We start from the raw sequence: 20,216 nt of genomic DNA, 5'->3' as shown, positions 1-20,216 counted from the left end.
GCCGCAGTTTGAGGAACCTGCTGCTTATTTGGGCAAATCGTTGGGCTCGTTCACCACCGCCTGCTCTAATGCGCGCTCGGGGGCAATGCGCATGACTGAGAGTGACAGGCAGGTGGAAGGCATCGATCCGCTCGTGCTCGGCGAACTGCTGGCGTGCGCCACCAGCAATCTGTGGCTTGGAATCATCCTCTTCAGCAGCGACCGCAAGGTGATTTTCTGCAATCCGCGCTACCGCGAGATGTACGGCCTGTCACCCGAACAGGTTCGTCCGGGCACGCCGATCAAGGACCTGATCGAGCATCGGCTCAAGCTGGGCCTCAACATTCGCGGCGAAGCCGGCGCCTATGTCCGCGCCCGCACCGAAGGTTCGATCGCCAGCGAGCGGACCGTCCAGCAATTCGACGACGGCCGGATCATCGCCTACACCATCCACCCCTTGCCCGGTGGCGGCGGCATGGCGACCCACGAGGACATCACCGAGCGCGAGGAGCTCAGCGCGCGGCTGCAGGAACGCAATTTCCAGTTCGACATCGCCATCAACAACATGTCGCACGGGCTCTGCTTCTTCGACGCCGACCATCGGCTGCGGGTCTGCAATGCGCGCTATATCGACATGTACGGCCTGTCGCCCGATCGCGTCGGGCCCGGCACACCGCTGGCGGAGATCCTCGACATGCGTTTCGAGGCCGGCAGCGTGCCGGCGATGACGCGCGAGGAATATGCCAGATGGCGGACCGATGTCGCCACGTCGGCCGAGCCCACCGACAGCATCGTCGAGATGCGGAACGGACGCACCTTCAAGATCAGGCACCGTCCGATGCCGGATCTCGGCTGGGTCGCAACCCACGAAGACATCACCGAGCAAAGGAAGGCGGAGCTGCAGATCGCGCATATGGCGCATCATGACGCGCTGACGGACCTCGCCAACCGTGCGCTGCTCGGCCAGCGGCTCGGCCAAGCGCTCGAACAAGGCGGCCTGTTCGCCGTGCATCACATCGATCTCGACAAGTTCAAGGCCGTCAACGACACGCTCGGTCACCAGGCCGGCGACATCCTGCTCCGGGAGGTCAGCCGCCGCCTGCGGCGGCTCGCACGGGAGAGCGACACGATCGCGCGCATGGGCGGCGATGAATTCCTGATCCTGCAGACGCCGATTTCAGGCCAAGGCGACGCAGAGGTGCTGGCACGCGAGGTGGTGAGCGCATTGAGCGCACCGTTCGAGCTCGACGAACACCAGGCCATTGCCGGCGCGAGCGTCGGCATCGCCATTGCGCCGCGCGACGGCACGACGCCCGAGCAACTCCTGCACAATGCCGACGTCGCGCTGTACCGGGCCAAAAGCAACGGTCGCGGCGTCTACCGCTTCTTCGATCCGGCCATGGACGAAGAGGCGCAGAACCGTCGCGCGCTGGAGCGCGATCTGCGCAAGGGCCTTGCGGCCGGCGAGTTCGAGCTGCACTACCAGCCGATCGTGAAAGCCAGCGGCCACGAGATCAGCGGGTTCGAAGCCCTGATCCGCTGGCACCATCCGCGGCGCGGGCTGGTCGCGCCCGGCGACTTCATCCCGCTCGCGGAGGAGATCGGCTTGATCGTGCCGATCGGGGAGTGGGTGATCCGGCAGGCCTGCGCCACCGCGAGCCGGTGGCCGAACCATCTGCACGTCGCCGTCAACATCTCGGCCGTGCAATTCCGCCAGCCGGGCCTGGCTGAGGTGATCGTCAGCGCGCTGGCGGCCACCGGGCTTGATCCGGGACGACTCGAGATCGAGATCACGGAAAGCGTGCTGATCCAGGACCGCGATGGCGCGCTCGCGACGCTGCGCCAGCTCCGCGCGCTGGGTGTCAGGATCGCCATGGACGATTTCGGCACCGGCTATTCGTCGCTGACCTATTTGCAATGCTTCCCGTTCGACAAGATCAAGATCGACAGGTCCTTCGTCGGCGGCGTCGGCAACGATGCGGGGTCGCTCAGCATCGTGCGGGCGGTGGCGGCACTGGCGCAGGGCATGGGCATGACCACCACGGCAGAGGGCGTCGAGACCGACGAGCAGCGCGAGCGGATTTCGGCGGAGGGCTGCAACGAGATGCAGGGCTATCTGTTCAGCCCGCCTTTGCCCGCCGCGGAGATCGAGCGCCGTTTCCTCGCCGCTGACAGGCCCGCCATGCCGGACCGGATCGCCGCGGCGTAGTGGGCGCTCGCCCCGCCGCGGGGCTTACCGCTTGGCGCTGACGTGCTCGAGCAGCGCGAGCAGGCCCTTCAACAGGTCCGTCGGCGACGGCGGGCAGCCCTTGATGTGCAGATCCACCGGAATGGTCTCGGATACACCGCCGACGCAGGCGTAGCTGCCTCGGAAAATGCCGCCGTCGATCGCGCAGCCGCCGACCGCGACGACCCACTTCGGATCGGGTGTCGCGTTGTAGGTCCGCTCCAGTGCCTGTCGCATGTTCCTGGTCACGGGACCCGTCACCAGCAGCACGTCGGCATGGCGTGGCGAGGCGACGAAGCGCAGGCCGAAACGTTCGACATCGTAGAAGGCGTTGGACAGCGCGTGAATCTCCAATTCGCAGCCGTTGCAGGACCCGGCATCGACCTCGCGAATGGCAAGAGAACGCCCAAGCCTGGCCTGGGCGGCGCGATCGACTTTCGCGGCGAGCTCGGCCAACGCCGAAGCGTCCGGCGCCGGCGCGGGCTCCGTCAGCGAACCATGGGTGAGGCTTTCGAGCAGGGTCTTGCGCATGGCTTAGAGGTCCGCGCCCGAATAGGAACAGTTGAACGACTTGTTGCAGAGCGGGAAGTCGGCGATGATGTTGCCCTCGATCGCGGTTTCCAGCAGCGGCCACTGGAACCACGACGCATCGCGCAGATGGCAGCGTTCGACGCGTAACTCGCCATCGAGCCGCAGCCACGCCAGGACGTCGCCGCGGAATGCCTCCGTCAGCGCCAGACCTTCGCATCCGCCGCGCCCCGCCGGCGGTGCGGTCCTGATCTCCCCCGGCTCCATCAAGCCCAGGATCTGCGCGATCAATTCGACGCTCTGCTCGACCTCGCGGATACGGATCCAGACCCGCGCGTTGACGTCGCCCATATCCAGCACCGGCACCTCGAACGACAGATGATCGTAGGGCGCGTAGGCAAGTGTGCGGCGTGCATCGAAATCGCGGCCCGAGGCGCGGCCGACATAGCCGCCGGCGCCGAACTGCCGCACATAGTCCGCCTTCACGACGCCCGTGGTGACGGTGCGATCCTGCAAGGATGCGGTGTTGTCGTAAAGCTCGATCAGGCGCGGGAAGACCTTGTTGATTTCCGCAAGCAGCATTCGCAGCGCCGGGAGACCGTCCGGCGCGATATCGCGCGCCACGCCACCGGGCACGACGACGTCCATCATCAGGCGATGGCCGAACGCAATGTCCGCAGCGCGCAGGGTCCGCTCCCGCAGGATACCGGTCTGCGCATGCATCAGCGCGAACGACGCATCGTTGCAGATCGCGCCAATGTCGCCGAAATGATTGGCGAGACGCTCCAGTTCCGCCATCAGCGCCCGCAAATAATTCGCCCGCCGCGGCACCTGGATATCGAGCGCCGCTTCCGCTGCGCGTGCAAAAGCGAAGGCGTAGGCTACCGCGCTGTCGCCGGAGGTACGGTTGGCGAGCTTTGCCGCGGCCTCGAGGTCAGCGCCCTGCATCAAGGACTCGATGCCCTTGTGGGTGTAGCCGAGCCACTGCTCCAGCCGCACCACGTGCTCGCCATTGGCGGTGAAGCGGAAATGGCCGGGCTCGATGATCCCGGCATGGACGGGGCCGACCGCGACCTGGTGCAACGCCTCGCCCTCGGCCGGAAGGAACCGGTATGGCTGCGCGTCGCGCGATGCGTTGCGGCCGGAGAGCGGATAAGACCGGCCCCAGGCATCGTGATCGAGCCATGGCCGCAAATCTGGTCGCAGATCGTCAGCGGCGTCTGGAACAAGCCCGAACAGATCATGGATGGTCCGTTCCAGCCGAAGCGCAGGCGGATGACGGCTGGCGACGCTTGGAAACGTGCCGGCCGGACACGCGTAGGTGACGACCGCGATCTCGGCCGAGCTGCCATCGAGCATTGCCATATGCACAGCGGTCGGCTCGCCCCAGAAGCCGAGCAGCGTGAGGCCTCCCTCGACCAGCCGATCGATCGCCGCCTGCCAGCCCGCCTCCGTCACCACCGCACGTGGCCAGGGCCGATGCGACGGCACCGCATGAACATGGGGGATGCTGTCGAGGATGCCCATCGCTACCCCAGGAGCTTTGCGACGTTCTGGAAGCCGGCGACCAGCCCCGGCGGCAGATAGATGCCGGCCATCAGCACCAGCGCAAGATGCGTGAACATTGGTACATAGGACGCCTCCGCCGGCGCGGTAGGTCCCTTGGGTTCGCCGAACATCACGGCGCCGATGCGCAGCAACAGGCCGCCGAGCGCGATGATGATGCCGAGCACCAGGATGACCGTCAGCCAGGGCGCGTGCGAGAAGGCCGAGCTCACCACCAGGAACTCGCTCATGAAGATGCCGAGCGGCGGCAACCCGACGATGGCGACGACGCCGAGCATCAAGCCCCAGCCGAGCACGGGATTGGTCACCGTCAATCCGCCGATGTCGGCGATCTTCTGCGTGCCCTTGACCTGCGCGATATGGCCGACGGCGAAGAAGATCGCCGACTTGGTCAGCGAATGCATGGTCATGTGGAGCAGGCCGGCAAAATTCGCCAGCGGCCCGCCCATGCCGAAGGCGAAGACGATGATGCCCATATGCTCGATCGAGGAGTAGGCGAACATGCGCTTGATGTCGCGGCGGCGGTAGAGCATCAGCGACGCGAAGATCACCGAGATCAGGCCCATCGTCACCATCAGCGGCCCCGGCGCGATGGCGGCGAGATTGACCGCGAGCATCATCTTGAAGCGCAGCAGGGCGTAGAGCGCGACGTTGAGCAGGAGGCCGGAGAGCACCGCCGAGATCGGCGTCGGGCCTTCCGCATGGGCGTCGGGCAGCCAGGCGTGCAGCGGCGCGAGGCCGACCTTGGTGCCGTAGCCGAGCAGCAGGAAGACGAAGGCGACGTTGAGCAGCGCCGGGTCGAACTGTGCGGCGTGCTTCACCAGCACCGACCACACCATGCCGTCGAGCCCCTCGCCGACCACCGGGCGCGCCGCCATATAGACCAGGATGGTCCCGAACAGCGCCAGCGCGATGCCGACGCTGCCGAGGATGAAATATTTCCAGGCCGCTTCCAGCGCCTCGTGGGTGCGGTAGATGCCCACCATCAGCACGGTCGTCAGCGTCGCCACTTCAACCGCGACCCACATCAGGCCGATATTGTTGGCGATGAGCGCGAGGTTCATCGCGAACATCAGCGTCTGATACATTGCGTGATAGAAGCGCAGGAACGCCGGCGTCAGGCGCCCGGTCTCGATCTCGTGCTGGATATAGCTCGCGCTGAATACCGACGTGGTGAAGCTGACGAAGGTGGTCAACACGATGAAGACCTTGTTGAGATCGTCCACCAGCAGATACTGCCCCGACACCGGCTCGACCACGAACAGCGAAAGCGAAGTCAGGAAGGTCGCGAGCGCCGCCACCACGTTCAGCTTCGCCGTTTGCCGATAGCCCGGCAAGATCGCCAGCAGCGCCGCCGAGACGGCCGGGATCACGAGGATGGCGCTGAGGACGTCAATGCTCATCGCCGCTCCCCGCGAAATCGATCGAGGGCCTGCACGTCCACGCTGTCAAAGCGCTCGCGGATGCGGAACAGGAAGATACCGATCACGATGAAGGCGATCAGCACCGAGAAGGCGACGCTGATCTCGACCACCAGCGGCATGCCCTTTGCGCCGGTCGCCGCCAGCACCAGCCCGTTCTCCAGCGACATGAAGCCGACGACCTGGCTGACGGCGTTGCGCCGCGTCACCATGACCAGGAGCCCCAGCAGCACCACCGACAGCGCGAAGGCAAGGTCCTCGCGCGCGAGCGCGTCGGCGCCCGGCGTCACCCGCAGCATCACCACCATCGACAGGGCGACGAGGCCGATGCCGGCCATCATGGTCAGCCCGATCCCGATCACGTTCTCGATCTCGCGGTGGATGCCGAGCCGCTTGATGATCCGGTGCAGCGCCACCGGAATGATGATGGCCTTGAACACCAGCGCGATCAGCGCCGTGAGATAAAGATGCGGGGCTTGCTGCACATAGGCCTGCCACGCCACCGACAGCGCCAGCACGCCGGCATGCAGCGCGTAGACGTTGAGCAACGCATAGAGCCGGTCCTGGTAGAGCATCATGAAGCTCGCCAGCACGAGGGAGCCGGCGAGCAGGTGGGCGATGTCGAATTGCAGGCTGCTCATCTGTCAGAGGCTCCCTGACACGAAACGCAACAGGGTGGCGAGCAATGCCAGCATCAGCGCCGCGCCCAGAAACTCGGGAATCCGGAACACGCGCATCTTGGCGATTGCGGTTTCGAACAATGCGAGCAGGAAGCCAAGGACCGTCAGCTTGCCGAGATAGAGCAGCGCGCCGAAGACGAACCTGCCAACGCTCGCGTCCGCAGTCGCCATCCCCCATGGCAGGAACACGCAGGCGATCAGCGATACGTAGAGAAGGAGCTTGAGCTGCGAGGACAGATCGACCAGCGCGAGATGTCGCGCGGAATATTCCAGAACCATGGCCTCGTGCACCATGGTGAGCTCGAGATGAGTGGCGGGGTTGTCGACGGGGATCCGGGCATTTTCCGCCAGCGCCACGATGGTCAATGCCACGAATGCCATGCCCAGCGACACGCGCAGGCCGACGGCGTCCGAGCCCATGAACTCGGCAACGTTGGCGAGCTGTGTCGAGCCGGCGATCATCGCAACCGAAAACACCGTGATCAGCATCGCGGGCTCGGCGAGGGTGGCGATCATGACCTCGCGGCTGGAGCCGATGCCGCCGAAGGCGGTGCCGACATCCATGCCGGCGAGCGCCTGGAAGAAGCGGGCGCTGCCGAGCAGCGCGATGATGGCGATGAGGTCGGCGGTCCAGGAGAACAGCAGCCCGTTGCCGAAAGTCGGCACCAGCGAGGCCGCGACCCAGGTTCCCGCGAACATCAGATAGGGAATGACGCGGAACAGCCAGGATGCATTGTCCGCGAGCACGACGTCCTTGCGCATCAGGCGAATGAGGTCGCGATAGGGCTGCAGCAGCGGCGGCCCGCGCCGGCGCAGCAGCCGCGCCTTGACCTTGCGCACGAACCCGGTCAGCAGCGGCGCCAGCCCCAGCACCAGCAACATCTGGGCGCCCTGGGAGAGGATGTCGCGCAGCGCATTCATAGCGCCACCACCAACAGCAGCACGATCAGCGCCACGAAGACCAGGGTCAGGTAGCGGCGGATGGTGAGAAACTGCAGGATATTGATGCGGTCCGTCGCAAAAGAGACGGCCTTCGCGATCGGCGCGTACAGCGCATCCCAGATCAAATCGCGCAGCTCGACCCGAAGTCGCGCAGGGCGCGGCGAGGACGGCGGCGGCATCTCGCCGATCTCGCGCGCGGCAAAGATGACGCTGCCGAACACGCGGCGGATCGGCTGCGAGAAGCTGGAAGCCGAGTACTGGATCGCCGGGTTCGGATCGGGATAGCCGCAATCCCAGGCCGGTGCGCGGCGCAGGCGGTCGGAGGCCAGACGGTGAATGGCCGACGCCGCCGCCGTGCCGCAGAGGGCTGCGAACACGAACACCAGAAGGCCGTTATAGGAGCTGCGGCTTTCCGCGATCGGCACGATGGTGAGCCACTGCAATCCGACCTGATGCGGCATGACGTTGCCGACCATGGCCTTGCTCACCGGCGCCAGCGCATCGATGAGCAGCCCGGGCAGGATGCCGGCAATGAGGCAGAGGGCCGCGAGCAGCAGCATCGCGGTCAGCGAGAAGCGGTCGGTCTCATGCGCTGACGCCGCGACATCCGAACGCGGCCGGCCGAGAAAGCTGATGCCATAAAGCTTGACGAAGCAGGCCGCGGCAAAGGCGGCCGCGAGCGCCAGCAGACCGCCGACCGCCGGAATCGCCAGCTTGAGGCCCCAGGAGGGCAGTTGCGGCGAGAGCAAAATCGCCTGGAAGGTCAGCCATTCCGAAACGAAGCCGTTGAACGGCGGCAGCGCCGAGATTGCGACGCAGCCGATCAGCACCGCGAACGCGGTCTTCGGCATGCGATGGATCAGCCCGCCGAGCTTCTCCATGTCGCGCTCGCCGGTTGCTCCCAGCACCGCGCCGGCGCCAAAGAACAACAGACTCTTGAACAGCGCGTGGTTGAAGACGTGCAGCATCGCCGCGGTGAAGGCGAGTGCCGCCACCCAGTCGAGCCCTTGCGCCTTGAAAGCCAGCGCCAGCCCGAGCCCGGTGAAGATGATGCCGATATTCTCGATCGTCGAATAGGCGAGCACGCGCTTGATATCGCGCTGCATCAGCGCATAGAGCACGCCCAGCGTCGCCGTCGGACCGCCGACCAGCAACACCACCATGCTCCACCACCACACCGGTTCGGGCAGAAGGTCGAACACGATGCGCACGAAGCCGTAGACGGCGACCTTGGTCATGACGCCGCTCATGAGGCCGGAGACATGGCTGGGTGCAGCGGGATGGGCGAGCGGGAGCCAGGCGTGCAGCGGCACCAGGCCGGCCTTGGAGCCGGCGCCAAGCAGCACGAGGATCACCACCATGCCGGTCAACGCAGCGGAAGGATGCGAAGCCCGGATCGCATCGAAATCGTAGCCGGCGCCGCTCGCGAGCAGGCCGAAGGCGAGCAGCAGCGCCAGCGTGCCGAAACTCGCCATCAGAAGATAGACGTAGCCGGCGCGGACATTCTCGGCTTCCCGATGATGCGACACCACCAGCGCCCAGGAGGTCAGCGACATGAATTCCCAGGCGACCAGGAAGCTGAAGGCATCGTTCGCCAGCACGACGACGTTCATCGCTGCGAGATAGGCAGGATAGAACGGCAGCACGCGGCCGGGGGAATCCTCGTGCTTGGAGTAACCGAGTGCGAACAGGCTCGCGGCGGCGCCGCCCAGATTGACGACGACGAGGAAAAAGGCAGACAACGCGTCGAGCCGGACATGGGCACCGAGCCAGGGCAGTCCGATCGGCAGCGTCGCGCTCAACACCGGATGCGCGGGATCGAGCAAATGGAGGAGCGCGGTGGCGCAGAGCGTCGCCGTGATGACGAGGCAGGCGCCATAGAGCACGACCGAGCCGCGCGGACGCATCGACAGCGCGATTGCAGCCGGCGTCAGCGCCAGCAGAACCGCCACTGACCATAGCGCCACCGCGATCATGGCCGCTCCCGGATCATGATCTGCGCGCGCGTCATCATCGCTATTGGCTGCCCGCGCTCGGAGGTGGGGACTTCAGCCGCACGCCGCGCCCTCCCGCGCTCGACGCCGCACCCTCGGCGATCAGCTCGATGCCCGCCACCGACAGGGCCTCGACCAGCTTCATCAGGGAATCGACATTGCCGCGGATCACCCCTTCGGAGGCCTCCATGCGCTGGATCGTCGGCAGCGATAGCGAGCTGCGCTGCGCAAGTTCGCGCTGGTCGATCCCGAGCAAGGCTCGGGCGGCTCGAAGCTGCGCGGCGGTGATCACGGGCGGGATCTCCGTGGCAATGAGGGTGATTGATTTCCCAAGCTTAAGGTATGCAAAATGATGTTTCAAGCATCATTTTGTATTTGCAGCGCATCAATCCGACGACTTCCTCGGAGCTCACGCCCTGCGGGCGCCTGTTGCGCACTGATCGATGCTGCGACCTTCGCGACTATGAAGGCGATCTGCTGCAGCCCGACCCGACGCTGACAAGCGTGGATGATATCAGGGTAATTTTGGTGGATTGGGGTCGCACCTCTCCCGTCATTCCGGGGCACGCGCAAGCGTGAACCCGGAATCTCGAGATTCTCCGGTGCGCAAGTGCGCACCATAGTTCGATGCTTCGCATCGCCCCGGAATGACGAAATCGCTCAAAACTCGTTCGCGATCTTCGAGAGCATCCCGAGCAGGGCTTCGCGGTTGGCTTGCCCGAGCAGCTCGTTCAGCCGCGACTCGTGCTTGGTGGCGACGAGCTTCTTGGCGCGGGTCAGCACGGCCTTGCCCTTGTCGGTCAAGACCAGGATGTGCGAGCGGCGGTCGTTGGTGGAGCGGATCCGGGCGCAGAGGTCGCGGCTCTCGAGATTGTCGAGCAGCGCGACGAAGTTGGGACGGAGGATGCCGAGGGTGGAGGCAATCTCGGTCTGGTTACGGCCCGGATTCTTCTCGACCAGCAGCAGCACCGAGAACTGCGCCGGCGTCAGCTGGAGCGAGGCCATGCAGCGCAGGAAGTTCTCGAATACCTTGAGCTGCGCCCGCTTCAGCACGTAGCCGAGCTGCTCGGAGAGCTCGCCGAGCTGGAGGGCTTCGGCAAGACCTTGGCTTTGCCCTTCCGGCGCCTCCTTGCGGCCCTTGGTCGCCTCCGACGCCTTTTCGGCGGACTTTTCAGCGGGTTTGGAAACGGTCATCGCCTCGTGCTCGTAATCCCGTTAAATTCGGGACGGGTCGTCCCCCACCCTTGAAGTTATATTCGATAATTGTTATGGATCATATCAAATATCGTCAGCGTATTTCAATGGCTGTGTGAGGACCATCCACCGCAATTGCGGAGATCGGTCCTCGATCTTGAGGGGGAGCGTCCGGTCTTGAACACCACTATCATGCTGTTCCTGCTGCAGGACGGCATCACCAATGGCGCGATCTATGCGCTGCTCGGCCTGGCGCTGGTGCTGGTGTTCGCCGTCACCCGCGTCATTCTCATTCCCCAGGGCGAGTTCGTCACCTATGGCGCGCTGACCTATGCCTCGCTGGCCTCGGGCCAGATGCCGGGCACTGCCAAGCTGGCGCTGGCGATGGGCATCACCGCCTGCGCCTTCGACCTGTTCGTGGCCCGCAAGACGCTGCATGGCCGGCTGATCCTGCGCAGCGTCCTCGCCAATGTGGTGCTGCCGGCCATCGTGCTGGCACTGACGATCAGCCTGGCGGCGCAGAAGCCGCCGGTCGCGGTCTGCATCGCGCTGTCGCTGGTGATCGTCGCGATGATCGGCCTCTATCTCTACCGCATCGCCTTCCAGCCGCTGGCACACACCTCGGTGCTGGTGCTGCTGATCGCATCCGTGGGCGTCCACCTCGCGCTCCAGGGATTGGGCCTGCTGTTCTTCGGCGCCGAGGGCCAGCGCGGACCGGCGGTGCTGTCAGGCGCCTTCACCGCGGGCGCGCTGCGCTTCACCGGCCAGAGCCTCACGGTCTACGGCATCACCATCGCCTTCATCGTCGGTCTCTGGCTGTTCTTTGGGCTCACGCTGTACGGCAAGGCGCTGCGCGCCACCGCCGTCAACCGCCTGGGGGCGCGGCTAGCCGGCATCCGCACCACGCTCTCGGGGCAGATCGCCTTCCTGCTGGCCTCCATCATCGGCGCGTTGTCGGGCATCATGATCGTGCCGATCACGACGCTCTATTATGACAGCGGCTTCCTGATCGGCCTGAAGGGCTTTGTCGCCGCGATCATCGGCGGCCTCGTCAGCTATCCGCTGACGGCGGTCGCGGCCCTGTTCGTCGGCATCGTCGAGGCGTTCTCGTCCTTCTATGCCTCCAACTACAAGGAGGTGATCGTGTTCATGCTCCTGATCCCGGTGCTGCTGCTGCGCTCGCTCGCCGCGCCCGCGGTCGAGGAAGAGAAGGACTGAGGCCAAGATGCAGAGCCGGCTCCCCATTCTCGTCTTCGCAGGTGTCATGGCGGCGATCCCGTTCATCCCGGGCATGCCACCGTTCTGGATCGTGCTGCTCGACAATATCGGCCTTGCCGCGCTGGTCGCGATGGGCCTCGTGCTGCTCACCGGCGTCGGCGGCCTCACCTCGTTCGGCCAGGCCGCCTTTGTCGGCTTCGGCGCCTACACCACGGCGCTGCTGACGACGGCCTACGGCCTCTCACCCTGGCTGACCTTGCCGCTGTCGCTGCTGGTCAGCGGCCTGCTGGCGGTGCTGCTCGGCCTCGTCACGGTCCGCCTCTCCGGCCATTATCTGCCGCTCGGCACGCTGGCCTGGGGCCTCGGCCTGTTCTACCTGTTCAGCAAGCTGGAATTCCTCGGGCGCAACGACGGCATCTCGGCGATCCCGCCGCTGTCGATCGGCTCATTCAAGATGCTCTCACCGGGCTCGATCTATTTTGCGATCTGGGTCGCGGTGATCCTCTCGGCGCTGCTGACGATGAACCTCCTGGACTCGCGCACCGGCCGCGCCATCCGCGCGCTCCGCCGCGGCCATGTCGCAGCCGAAGCTTTTGGCGTGCACACGCCGCGGGCCAAGCTGTTGGTCTTCATCCACGCCGCCGTGCTCGCGGGCCTGTCCGGCTGGCTCTACGCGCATCTGCAGCGCGCGGTGAACCCGACGCCGTTCGGGGCGCAGGCCGGCATCGAATATCTCTTCATCGCGGTGGTCGGCGGCGCCGGCTATGTCTGGGGCGGCGTGCTGGGCGCGGCGATCGTCGTGATCCTGAAAGAGGTGCTGCAGAGCTATCTGCCGCTGATCCTGCCCGGCTCCGGCCAGGTCGAGACCATCGTGTTCGGCATCATGCTGGTGGCGCTGCTCCAGCTTGCCCCCGGCGGCGTCTGGCCCTGGCTGGTGTCGTTCCTGCCTGAACGCGCCGGCGGCAAGAAGCCCGATACCTCGCTGAAGCTGGAGCAGCGCAGCCGCGCGTCAGCCGAAGCGGGCGTCCTGCTCCAGGTCGAAAAAGCGCGAAAACAGTTCGGCGGCGTGGTCGCGGTCAACAACGTGTCCTTCGACGTCCAGGCCCGCGAGATCGTCGCGCTGATCGGACCCAACGGCGCCGGCAAGAGCACCACCTTCAACCTGATCACCGGCGTGCTGTCGGCGACATCGGGCTCGATCTCGGTGCTCGGCAGGAAGGTCGATCGCGCGCCGCCGCAGGAGATCGTCAAGCTCGGCATCAGCAGGACGTTTCAGCACGTCAAGCTGGTGCCCGACATGACCGTGCTGGAGAACGTTGCCATTGGCGCGCATCTGCGCGGCCATTCGGGACCGCTCGCTTCGATGCTCCGCCTCGACCGCGCCGATGAAGCAAAGCTGCTGGCGGAAGCCGCCCGCCAGATCGAGCGTGTTGGGCTTGCCGAGCAGATGCACCAGCTCGCAGGCTCGCTGTCGCTGGGACAGCAGCGTATCGTCGAGATCGCGCGTGCGCTGTGCGTCGACCCGATGCTGCTGCTGCTCGACGAGCCGGCCGCGGGCCTTCGCCACATGGAGAAGCAGCAGCTCGCCAAGCTGCTGCGCGAGTTGCGCGACGGCGGCATGTCCGTCCTTTTGGTCGAGCATGACATGGGCTTTGTGATGAACCTGGCCGACCGTATCGTGGTGCTCGACTTCGGCACCAAGATCGCCGAAGGCACGCCCGCCACGATCAAGACCAATCCCGAAGTGATCAAGGCCTATCTCGGAGTGGCGGCATGAGCGCGCTGTTGTCAGTCACCGACGCGCATGTCGCCTACGGCAAGGTCGAAGCCGTGCGCTCGGTCTCGCTTGAGGTCGGCACGAACGAGATCGTCACCATCGTCGGCGCCAACGGCGCCGGCAAGACCACGCTGCTGTCGGCGATCATGGGCATCCTGCCGCTGAAGGGCCGCGTCGCCTTTGCAGGGCAGGACCTCGCCCGGCTCGACATCGAGGATCGCGTCGCGATGGGCCTCGGCCTCGTGCCTGAACATCGCGAATTGTTCGTCACCATGAATGTCGAGGACAATCTCGAGCTTGGCGCCTTCCGCATCGAGAAGAGCCGGGCCAAGGCCTCGATCGAGCGGATCTACACGCTGTTTCCACGCCTCAAGGAGCGCCGCAAGCAACTCGCCGGCACCTTGTCCGGCGGCGAGCAGCAGATGCTGGCGATGGGGCGCGCGCTGATGGGCGAGCCGAAACTGCTGATGCTGGACGAGCCGAGCCTTGGCCTTGCGCCGATCATCGTCGCCGACATTTTCCGCATCGTCACCGAGCTCAAGGCCAGCGGCGTCTCCGTGCTGCTGGTCGAGCAGAACGCGCAGGCCGCGCTCAAGATCGCCGACCATGCCTATGTGATGGAGCTCGGCGAGTTCGTGCTGAGCGGCAAAGCCAGCGACATTGCGGCGAACGAGCGGGTGGCGGCGAGCTATCTCGGCTTCCAGCACGAAGGCGCGAGCGTGCTGTAGTTACGCGCGCGATGCCGTCCGTACGAATCCCCAGGCCGCGATCGCGGCCATCAGCAGCGAGATCAGCACGTTGTAGCCGGCGAGCGAGAGGCCGAGGAAGCGCCACTGCACCTCGTCGCAGCGCACCACCTTGACGGTGTCGAGCCGAGACAACAGGTCGCCGGCACTGCCGAGATTGACGACCGGGCCGGAGCAATCGGTCGGGCCCTTCCAGAACCCCCATTCGACGCCGGAATGGTAGGTGCCGAGGCCGGCATTGGCGAGCGTTGCCAGCACGAGAATCGCGAGTCCCGCCAGCAGCAGCGGCCGCGGCGACCCGCTCCGTGCCGCAAGCGCCGTGAGCGCCGCGAGCGGGATCGCGAGATAATAGGCATAGCGCTGCTCGAGGCAGAGCGGACAGGGCAGGATTTCCAGAACCAGCTGGAAGAACCAGGCTCCCGCGATTGTCGCCGCCGCGATCAGGGTGACGGCCAGCGAGGCGGTCAGCGCGGGGCCGCCGACTGCGGGGCGAGACGCTGATATTGCGGCACTCTGGGTCGTCACGGCGGCCTCTCCGGCTAGGGGCTTGGCTATAGATCTTGACGCGTTTTCTTGACGCGAACCGGCATCCACTTCGCTCGAAAACGCAGATAGCCTCTAACCCCGGCCCAAGCCCCTGTCGAGAACGATGGGGATCACTTTGGCGCGGGTTGACCCCGCCTTTCCCATGGCTATAGTCCGCCGGCTTCGCGACGCTCTCCTTTCGGAGGGGCCGACCGAGGGCCCCTGTGGCGGAACTGGTAGACGCGCTCGACTCAAAATCGAGTTCCGCAAGGAGTGCTGGTTCGATTCCGGCCAGGGGCACCAACTTCCCGCAACCAGATCCGCTTTGGATTGGCGGCCGCACATCGTTCTTGCGGACCATCCGCTCGATTCCGTCGTTCGGAATAGCGAAATTCGCTGCGATCACCTTGCTGCCCGATGCCGGCAAAAATACCAACAAATCGGCCGAGGCGCGCAGGCCCGAGTTGCCTGTCATCAGCCTAAGTTGATGTCGGCCAATTCACCCGAAGCAAAGTCACAATAGTCGACGCTTGTGCCTCTCATGCCGGAAGCGGATTGATTTCGCGGCTTTGCAACGCGTTGCCCTTCGCCGCCGGAGTTCGCGTGCATATGCCGTGACGAAGAGATCGTCTGTGCGTCTGGCTCTGCCTTTCCGAAGGCACGTGTCGAGCCGGGAGGCTTCGTCCGGACCCAGGCACTTCGGAGAGCGGGGACATCGGGCGGCCGGGTCGCCGCCGATTCAGAGCAGCCTCAAAATGGTTACCGCACTGCGGGGAGACTTCCCGTTTGACGGAGGATCAGCGAAAATGAGACTAACTGGGAAGCGCCACCTCGGGCGGGACTTGCTTTTCCGCCAATCTTTCGTGTGCAGTCTCTCGTCTTCGAGAATATCAAACAATGACTTGGGAGAGAAACCATGAAACCTGCTATCCTAATCGTGGCCATGTCAGCTATCGGCAGCGCGATGCTCGCCGGATCGGCCCTGGCCGACACCAGCGGCAAGAAGATCGCGTTCTCCAACAACTACGCCGGCAATTCCTGGCGCCAGGCGATGCTCAAGAGCTATGACATCGTCACGAAGAAGGCAGTCGCCGACAAGGTCGTCGCCGCGGCGGACGTGTTCACCACCGCCGACAAGGAAGTGCCGACCCAGGCCGCGCAGATCCAGAACCTGATCCTGCAGGGCTATGACGCGATCGTCATCAACGCGTCTTCGCCGGACGCCCTCAACGGCGCCATCAAGCAGGCCTGCGACGCCGGCATCGTCGTCGTGTCCTTCGATGGTATCGTCAGCGAGCCCTGCGCCTATCGTGTCGTGGTGGATTTCAAGGACATGGGCAAGCAGGAAGTGGCGCAGATGGCCAAATTCCAGCCCAAGGGCGGAAACCTCCTGGAAATCCGTGGCCTCGCCGGCACCTCCATTGACGAAGCCATCCACAACGGCATCCTGGAGGGGGTCAAGGATCATCCGGAGTTCAAGATCGTCGGATCGGTGACTGGCGATTGGGACCAGACCACGGCGCAAAAGGCGGTTGCTACCGTACTGCCTTCACTGCCCGAGGTCGTCGGCGTGGTCGACCAGGGCGGCGACGGCTACGGAGCCGCGCAAGCTTTCGCGGCGGCTGGCAAGCCGCGGCCGACCATCATCATGGGCAACCGGCAGGACGAACTGGAATGGTGGAAGGAGCAGAAGGCCAAGGACGGTTACACGACATGGTCCGCCTCGATCGCGCCGGGCGTATCGACATTGGCATTCTGGGTCGCCCAGCAGGTGCTGGATGGCAAGAAGGTTCCGCACGATCTTCTGGTGCCCTATCTCGCCTTCACGCAGGCCGACTTCGAAGCCGAACTGCCTAAAATCCCGAAGGGCAGTGTCGCGAGCCACGAATACACCCAGCAGGACGCCATCGATGCGATCAAAGCCAACATGAAGTGATGGGGCCATGGCTGACAGCCGCTCGGCGCAGGCAGTGAATGACCCTCGGAGCATCTGATATCGTCAGACTGGACGGCGTCGAAAAGCGTTTCGGCGCCGTCCGTGCGCTTGATAGCGTCGATCTGACAGTCCAGAGGGGCGAGTGCCTCAGCCTGGTCGGACACAACGGCGCCGGCAAATCCACGCTGATGCATATACTGGCAGGGACCGTCGCGGCGGATCGCGGGCGCGTGGTCATTGGCGGCGACGAGCAGAAGGCCTACTCGCCGGCGCGGGCCAAGCATCTCGGCATCCGCTGCGTCTTTCAGGAGCTGTCGCTCTGCCCCAACCTGACGGTGGCCGAGAACACACGGGTGTTTCATCCGGTGCTCACCGGCCTGAACTGGCGTCGCAAGGCCGGCGCGCTGATCACAAGCAAGCTCGACGAGATCTTCCCCGGTCACGGCGTCGGCGCCTCCGACCTGATTCAGGATCTTCCAATTGCGCGCCGCCAGATGGTCGAGGTGGCGCGGGCCTTCACTGCGACCGATGAGCCGGTGCGTCTCGTCATTCTGGACGAGCCGACCTCCTCGCTCGATAGTCACACGGCCGGGCAGCTGCTCGCCTTCATGCGGCGGGCCGTCGCCAATGGCATCAGCTGCATTTTCATCTCGCACCTGCTCGGCGAGGTCCTGCAAAACAGCGACCGTATCGTGGTGATGCGTGACGGGCGGACCATCGCTGCCGATCGCGCCGAGGCCTTCGACCGCAACCGGCTGGTCACCACCATGGGCGGCACGGAAGCGCCGACGACCGAGGCGAACGCCGGCGACCGTTTGGCGCGAGGGAAAACGCCCCTGCATGTTCGCGCGCGCCCGCGACAGCAGGGCGGATCCACAGACCTGGTCGCCCACGAGGGAGAGATCATCGGCCTTGCCGGGCTTGCCGGCCACGGCCAGACCGATCTGCTGCTGGCAATTTTCGCGGCTGCGACGAGCCCGCGCCCGGACGTCGCGGTCAACGCAACGGTTGCCTTGGTGGCCGGCGATCGCCAAGCCGACGGCATTTTCCCGTTATGGTCGATCGCGGAAAATATCGGCATATGCTCATTGCGCAAGCTGCGCCAGGGAGTTTTGATTTCGCGCCGGCGGGAGGACACGCTGGCCAATTTCTGGCGCGACAGGATCAAGATCCGCACGCCCGACATCCACAACAACATTCTGTCACTGTCAGGCGGCAACCAGCAGAAGGCGCTGTTTGCGCGCGCGCTTGGGTCGGAGGCGCGCATTGTATTGATGGACGACCCGATGCGCGGGGTCGATGTCGGCACCAAGCTCGAAGTTTATGATCTCATCCGCGAGGAGGCGCGCGGCGGGCGGACCTTCATCTGGTACACGACGGAGACCGACGAATTGAAGAAGTGCGACCATGTCTACGTGTTCCGCAACGGCGCTATCGTCGCCGACCTCGCCCGCGGTGAGCTGACCGAGGAAAAAGTGATCCAGTCCTCCTTCATCGGGACCGACCCGAGATGACGGCCAAGTCGAGTGTCGCGGCGCGGCCAGCATTCATGCCGTTCGGCAAGACGGATTCACCGCGGCTGCTGCGCGCGTTGCTGCCGGCCCTGTCGCTGGCGCTGGTGCTGCTTGCCATCGCCTGGCTGAACCAGCGCGCGATCAGCTATTTCGGCTTCACTCTCATGCTCAATCTGGCGATCCCGATCGCGCTGGCGACGGTCGCGCAGATGTTCATCATTACCGGCAACGACCTCGACCTCTCGATCGGCGCTTTCGTGGGTTTCGTCGGCTGCGTCACGGCGACCTGGCTGCGCGACACCCCTATCTTGGGAATCCTCACGCTGCTCGGCTGCGTCGGCGTATATGCGGCGCTCGGTGCGCTGATTCATTGGCGCAACCTGCCTTCGATCGTGGTGACTCTCGGCATGAACTTCGTCTGGCAGGGCCTCGCCGTGCTTCTGCTGCCTAAACCCGGCGGTCGGGCGCCGGACTGGCTTTTGGCGTCGATGAGTATCAAGCCGCCCCTGGTTCCGTTTCCGGTGCTGGCCGCGCTGATCATCGCTGCGGTCACCTATTTCGGCCTGATGCGAACATCCTATGGAGCTATCCTGCGCGGTTCCGGTGGCAACGCCACCGCGATCGGTCGCGCCGGCTGGTCGCTGCTGAAGGCCAAGATCGTGCTATACGCGTGCGCCGGCCTGTTCGGCGTGCTGTCGGGGCTCTCGTTGATCGGCATCACGACGTCCGGCGACGCCAACATCGGCAACGGCTACACCCTGCTCTCGATCGCGGGCGTCATCCTGGGCGGCGGCGAATTCGTCGGCGGACGTGTCTCCCCGATCGGTGCCGTGATCGGCGCGCTGACGCTGGCGCTGGCGGCTTCCCCGCTTCTCACCTTCATGCATCTTCCGCCGGACTGGCAGGTCGCCGCCAACGGGGCCATCCTGATCGTGGTGCTCGCCGCGCGCGCGTTGATCAGCCGCAGGGAGGTCGAACAATGATGGCGGCGCGGCGTTGGCTGTTCGCGAGTCCCTGGATGTGGTCCTATCTCGGCGCGGCCCTGGTGTGGATCGCGGCGATTATCTTCACTCGCGGCTATGGCGCCGGCGGCATGCTTATCGCCGCGCTGTCGCTTGCGGTGTTCACCGTGGTGGTCGGCATCGGGCAGATGTTCGTCATCACGCTCGGCCCCGGCAACGTCGATCTGTCGTTGCCGGCCAATATCGGGCTTTCCAGCGCGGTGGCCATGACCGTGATGGCCGGCGATGACCGCCTGGTCGCCATCGGCCTCGCCGCCGCACTCGGCTGCGGGCTTGCCATCGGCATCGTCAACTATCTCCTGATCCGCGCGCTAAGCATCCCACCAATCATCGCGACGCTTTCGGCGAGCTTCATTATCCAATCGATAGACATCAGCTACGGGCGCGGTCTGCAAATCAAGCCACCGCCGGGCTTTGCCGATTTCACCAACATCCAGATCCTCGGCATTCCCTTGCTCGCCATTCTCACGGCGGTCTTCACCGTCGCCGCCGGCATTGCTTTGCAGCGCACCGTTTATGGACGATCGGTGCTGGCGATCGGCCAGAACATTCGGGCGGCAAGGCTTGCGGGAATCCGGGTCGGCTGGGTGCGCTTTGCCACCTACGCGCTGTCGGGCACGCTTGGCGGTCTCGACGGGGCATTGCTGGCCGGCTATTTCCGGGGCGCGAACGTCGATATCGGCAATGAATATCTGCTCGCCTCTGTCGCGGTGGTCGTGATCGGAGGCACCTCGGTTGCCGGCGGCAAAGCCAATGTCGCGGGGCTTTGGGGCGCGGCGCTCTTCCTCGTCCTGCTCCTGACCATGTTGAACACTTTTGGAGTCAGCGCCGGCGTCCGGCTCCTGGTGACCGGCTTCGTCATCGTCGCCGTCATCTCGGCCGCCGGTGGAGAGAAAAAGCGGGACTAGGGTCAGGCACGATCGGAAAGGTCCCGACCTCGTCCTGCG

At 65.1% G+C, this 20,216-nt stretch carries 18 protein-coding genes and 1 tRNA gene; 10 read left to right on the top strand and 9 right to left on the bottom strand.

Annotation, left to right across the window (positions count from 1 at the left end; translation table 11 throughout):
* Positions 1 to 91: 91 nt before the first annotated feature.
* Positions 92 to 2,188 carry a sensor domain-containing protein gene (locus ACNJX9_RS05095; RefSeq protein WP_439408027.1) on the top strand — a complete coding sequence of 699 codons (2,097 nt, stop codon included), beginning with the start codon at positions 92 to 94 and terminating at the stop codon, positions 2,186 to 2,188.
* A gap of 24 nt (positions 2,189 to 2,212) precedes the next feature.
* Here ACNJX9_RS05095 and ACNJX9_RS05090 read toward each other — a convergent pair whose 3' ends face one another.
* From ACNJX9_RS05090 to ACNJX9_RS05060, 7 genes are read right to left on the bottom strand one after another with little or no spacing between them, the layout of a single operon-like run.
* Complete coding sequence (locus ACNJX9_RS05090; protein ID WP_439408026.1) at positions 2,213 to 2,737, bottom strand: NADH-quinone oxidoreductase subunit B family protein; 525 nt, start codon at positions 2,735 to 2,737, stop codon at positions 2,213 to 2,215.
* A 3-nt stretch (positions 2,738 to 2,740) separates the two neighbouring features.
* Positions 2,741 to 4,261: a hydrogenase large subunit gene (locus ACNJX9_RS05085; RefSeq protein WP_439408025.1), complete on the bottom strand. Its 1,521-nt coding sequence runs from the start codon at positions 4,259 to 4,261 to the stop codon at positions 2,741 to 2,743.
* Between the two features lie 2 nt (positions 4,262 to 4,263).
* Positions 4,264 to 5,703, bottom strand: a complete 1,440-nt coding sequence (locus ACNJX9_RS05080) for a hydrogenase 4 subunit F (protein WP_057759531.1) — start codon at positions 5,701 to 5,703, stop codon at positions 4,264 to 4,266.
* Complete coding sequence (locus ACNJX9_RS05075) at positions 5,700 to 6,362, bottom strand: hypothetical protein (RefSeq protein WP_057759534.1); 663 nt, start codon at positions 6,360 to 6,362, stop codon at positions 5,700 to 5,702. Before ACNJX9_RS05075 ends, ACNJX9_RS05080 begins: the two co-directional genes overlap by 4 nt.
* 3 nt (positions 6,363 to 6,365) lie before the next feature.
* Entirely contained in the window at positions 6,366 to 7,322 is a 957-nt protein-coding gene (locus tag ACNJX9_RS05070) for a respiratory chain complex I subunit 1 family protein (protein ID WP_439408024.1), read from the bottom strand.
* Positions 7,319 to 9,319 carry a hydrogenase 4 subunit B gene (hyfB, locus tag ACNJX9_RS05065; RefSeq protein WP_057759538.1) on the bottom strand — a complete coding sequence of 667 codons (2,001 nt, stop codon included), beginning with the start codon at positions 9,317 to 9,319 and terminating at the stop codon, positions 7,319 to 7,321. The genes ACNJX9_RS05070 and hyfB overlap by 4 nt, the downstream gene beginning before the upstream one ends.
* Positions 9,320 to 9,359: 40 nt before the next feature.
* A complete protein-coding gene (locus tag ACNJX9_RS05060) occupies positions 9,360 to 9,629 on the bottom strand; it encodes a helix-turn-helix domain-containing protein (RefSeq protein ID WP_057759540.1) in 270 nt (89 codons plus the stop codon).
* Between the two features lie 50 nt (positions 9,630 to 9,679).
* Between ACNJX9_RS05060 and ACNJX9_RS05055 the strand changes: the two genes are divergently transcribed.
* Positions 9,680 to 9,916 (top strand): hypothetical protein, encoded by a 237-nt coding sequence (locus tag ACNJX9_RS05055; protein WP_439408023.1) that lies wholly within the window; start codon positions 9,680 to 9,682, stop codon positions 9,914 to 9,916.
* 81 nt (positions 9,917 to 9,997) lie between these two features.
* Here the strand turns inward: ACNJX9_RS05055 and ACNJX9_RS05050 are convergent, their stop codons facing one another.
* Complete coding sequence (locus ACNJX9_RS05050) at positions 9,998 to 10,531, bottom strand: MarR family winged helix-turn-helix transcriptional regulator (RefSeq protein ID WP_057759545.1); 534 nt, start codon at positions 10,529 to 10,531, stop codon at positions 9,998 to 10,000.
* Positions 10,532 to 10,708: 177 nt separating this feature from the next.
* Here ACNJX9_RS05050 and ACNJX9_RS05045 point away from each other — a divergent pair, with 177 nt between their 5' ends.
* From ACNJX9_RS05045 to ACNJX9_RS05035, 3 genes are read left to right on the top strand one after another with little or no spacing between them, the layout of a single operon-like run.
* Entirely contained in the window at positions 10,709 to 11,749 is a 1,041-nt protein-coding gene (locus ACNJX9_RS05045; RefSeq protein ID WP_057759547.1) for a branched-chain amino acid ABC transporter permease, read from the top strand.
* A 7-nt stretch (positions 11,750 to 11,756) separates the two neighbouring features.
* Positions 11,757 to 13,526, top strand: coding sequence for a branched-chain amino acid ABC transporter ATP-binding protein/permease (locus tag ACNJX9_RS05040; protein WP_439408022.1), 1,770 nt, complete (start codon positions 11,757 to 11,759; stop codon positions 13,524 to 13,526).
* Positions 13,523 to 14,254, top strand: a complete 732-nt coding sequence (locus ACNJX9_RS05035; RefSeq protein WP_439408021.1) for an ABC transporter ATP-binding protein — start codon at positions 13,523 to 13,525, stop codon at positions 14,252 to 14,254. The genes ACNJX9_RS05040 and ACNJX9_RS05035 overlap by 4 nt, the downstream gene beginning before the upstream one ends.
* Here the strand turns inward: ACNJX9_RS05035 and ACNJX9_RS05030 are convergent, their stop codons facing one another.
* Positions 14,255 to 14,797, bottom strand: coding sequence for a disulfide bond formation protein B (locus ACNJX9_RS05030; protein ID WP_439408020.1), 543 nt, complete (start codon positions 14,795 to 14,797; stop codon positions 14,255 to 14,257).
* A gap of 218 nt (positions 14,798 to 15,015) precedes the next feature.
* On the opposite strand from ACNJX9_RS05030, the gene ACNJX9_RS05025 reads away from it, so the two are divergent.
* The 5 genes from ACNJX9_RS05025 (at position 15,016) to ACNJX9_RS05005 (ending at position 20,177) form a co-directional block, all read left to right on the top strand.
* A tRNA-Leu gene (locus ACNJX9_RS05025) sits at positions 15,016 to 15,100 on the top strand.
* A gap of 613 nt (positions 15,101 to 15,713) precedes the next feature.
* Positions 15,714 to 16,733, top strand: a complete 1,020-nt coding sequence (locus tag ACNJX9_RS05020; protein WP_439408019.1) for a substrate-binding domain-containing protein — start codon at positions 15,714 to 15,716, stop codon at positions 16,731 to 16,733.
* 38 nt (positions 16,734 to 16,771) lie between these two features.
* Positions 16,772 to 18,247 carry a sugar ABC transporter ATP-binding protein gene (locus ACNJX9_RS05015; RefSeq protein ID WP_057759557.1) on the top strand — a complete coding sequence of 492 codons (1,476 nt, stop codon included), beginning with the start codon at positions 16,772 to 16,774 and terminating at the stop codon, positions 18,245 to 18,247.
* A 35-nt stretch (positions 18,248 to 18,282) separates the two neighbouring features.
* Entirely contained in the window at positions 18,283 to 19,230 is a 948-nt protein-coding gene (locus ACNJX9_RS05010; RefSeq protein WP_439410012.1) for an ABC transporter permease, read from the top strand.
* Positions 19,230 to 20,177, top strand: a complete 948-nt coding sequence (locus ACNJX9_RS05005; protein WP_439410011.1) for an ABC transporter permease — start codon at positions 19,230 to 19,232, stop codon at positions 20,175 to 20,177. Before ACNJX9_RS05010 ends, ACNJX9_RS05005 begins: the two co-directional genes overlap by 1 nt.
* Positions 20,178 to 20,216: the final 39 nt, after the last annotated feature.

Source organism: Bradyrhizobium sp. BLXBL-03 (genome assembly GCF_051853015.1).
Taxonomy (GTDB): domain Bacteria; phylum Pseudomonadota; class Alphaproteobacteria; order Rhizobiales; family Xanthobacteraceae; genus Bradyrhizobium; species Bradyrhizobium manausense.
This window is presented reverse-complemented; position numbering and strand designations above follow the sequence as displayed.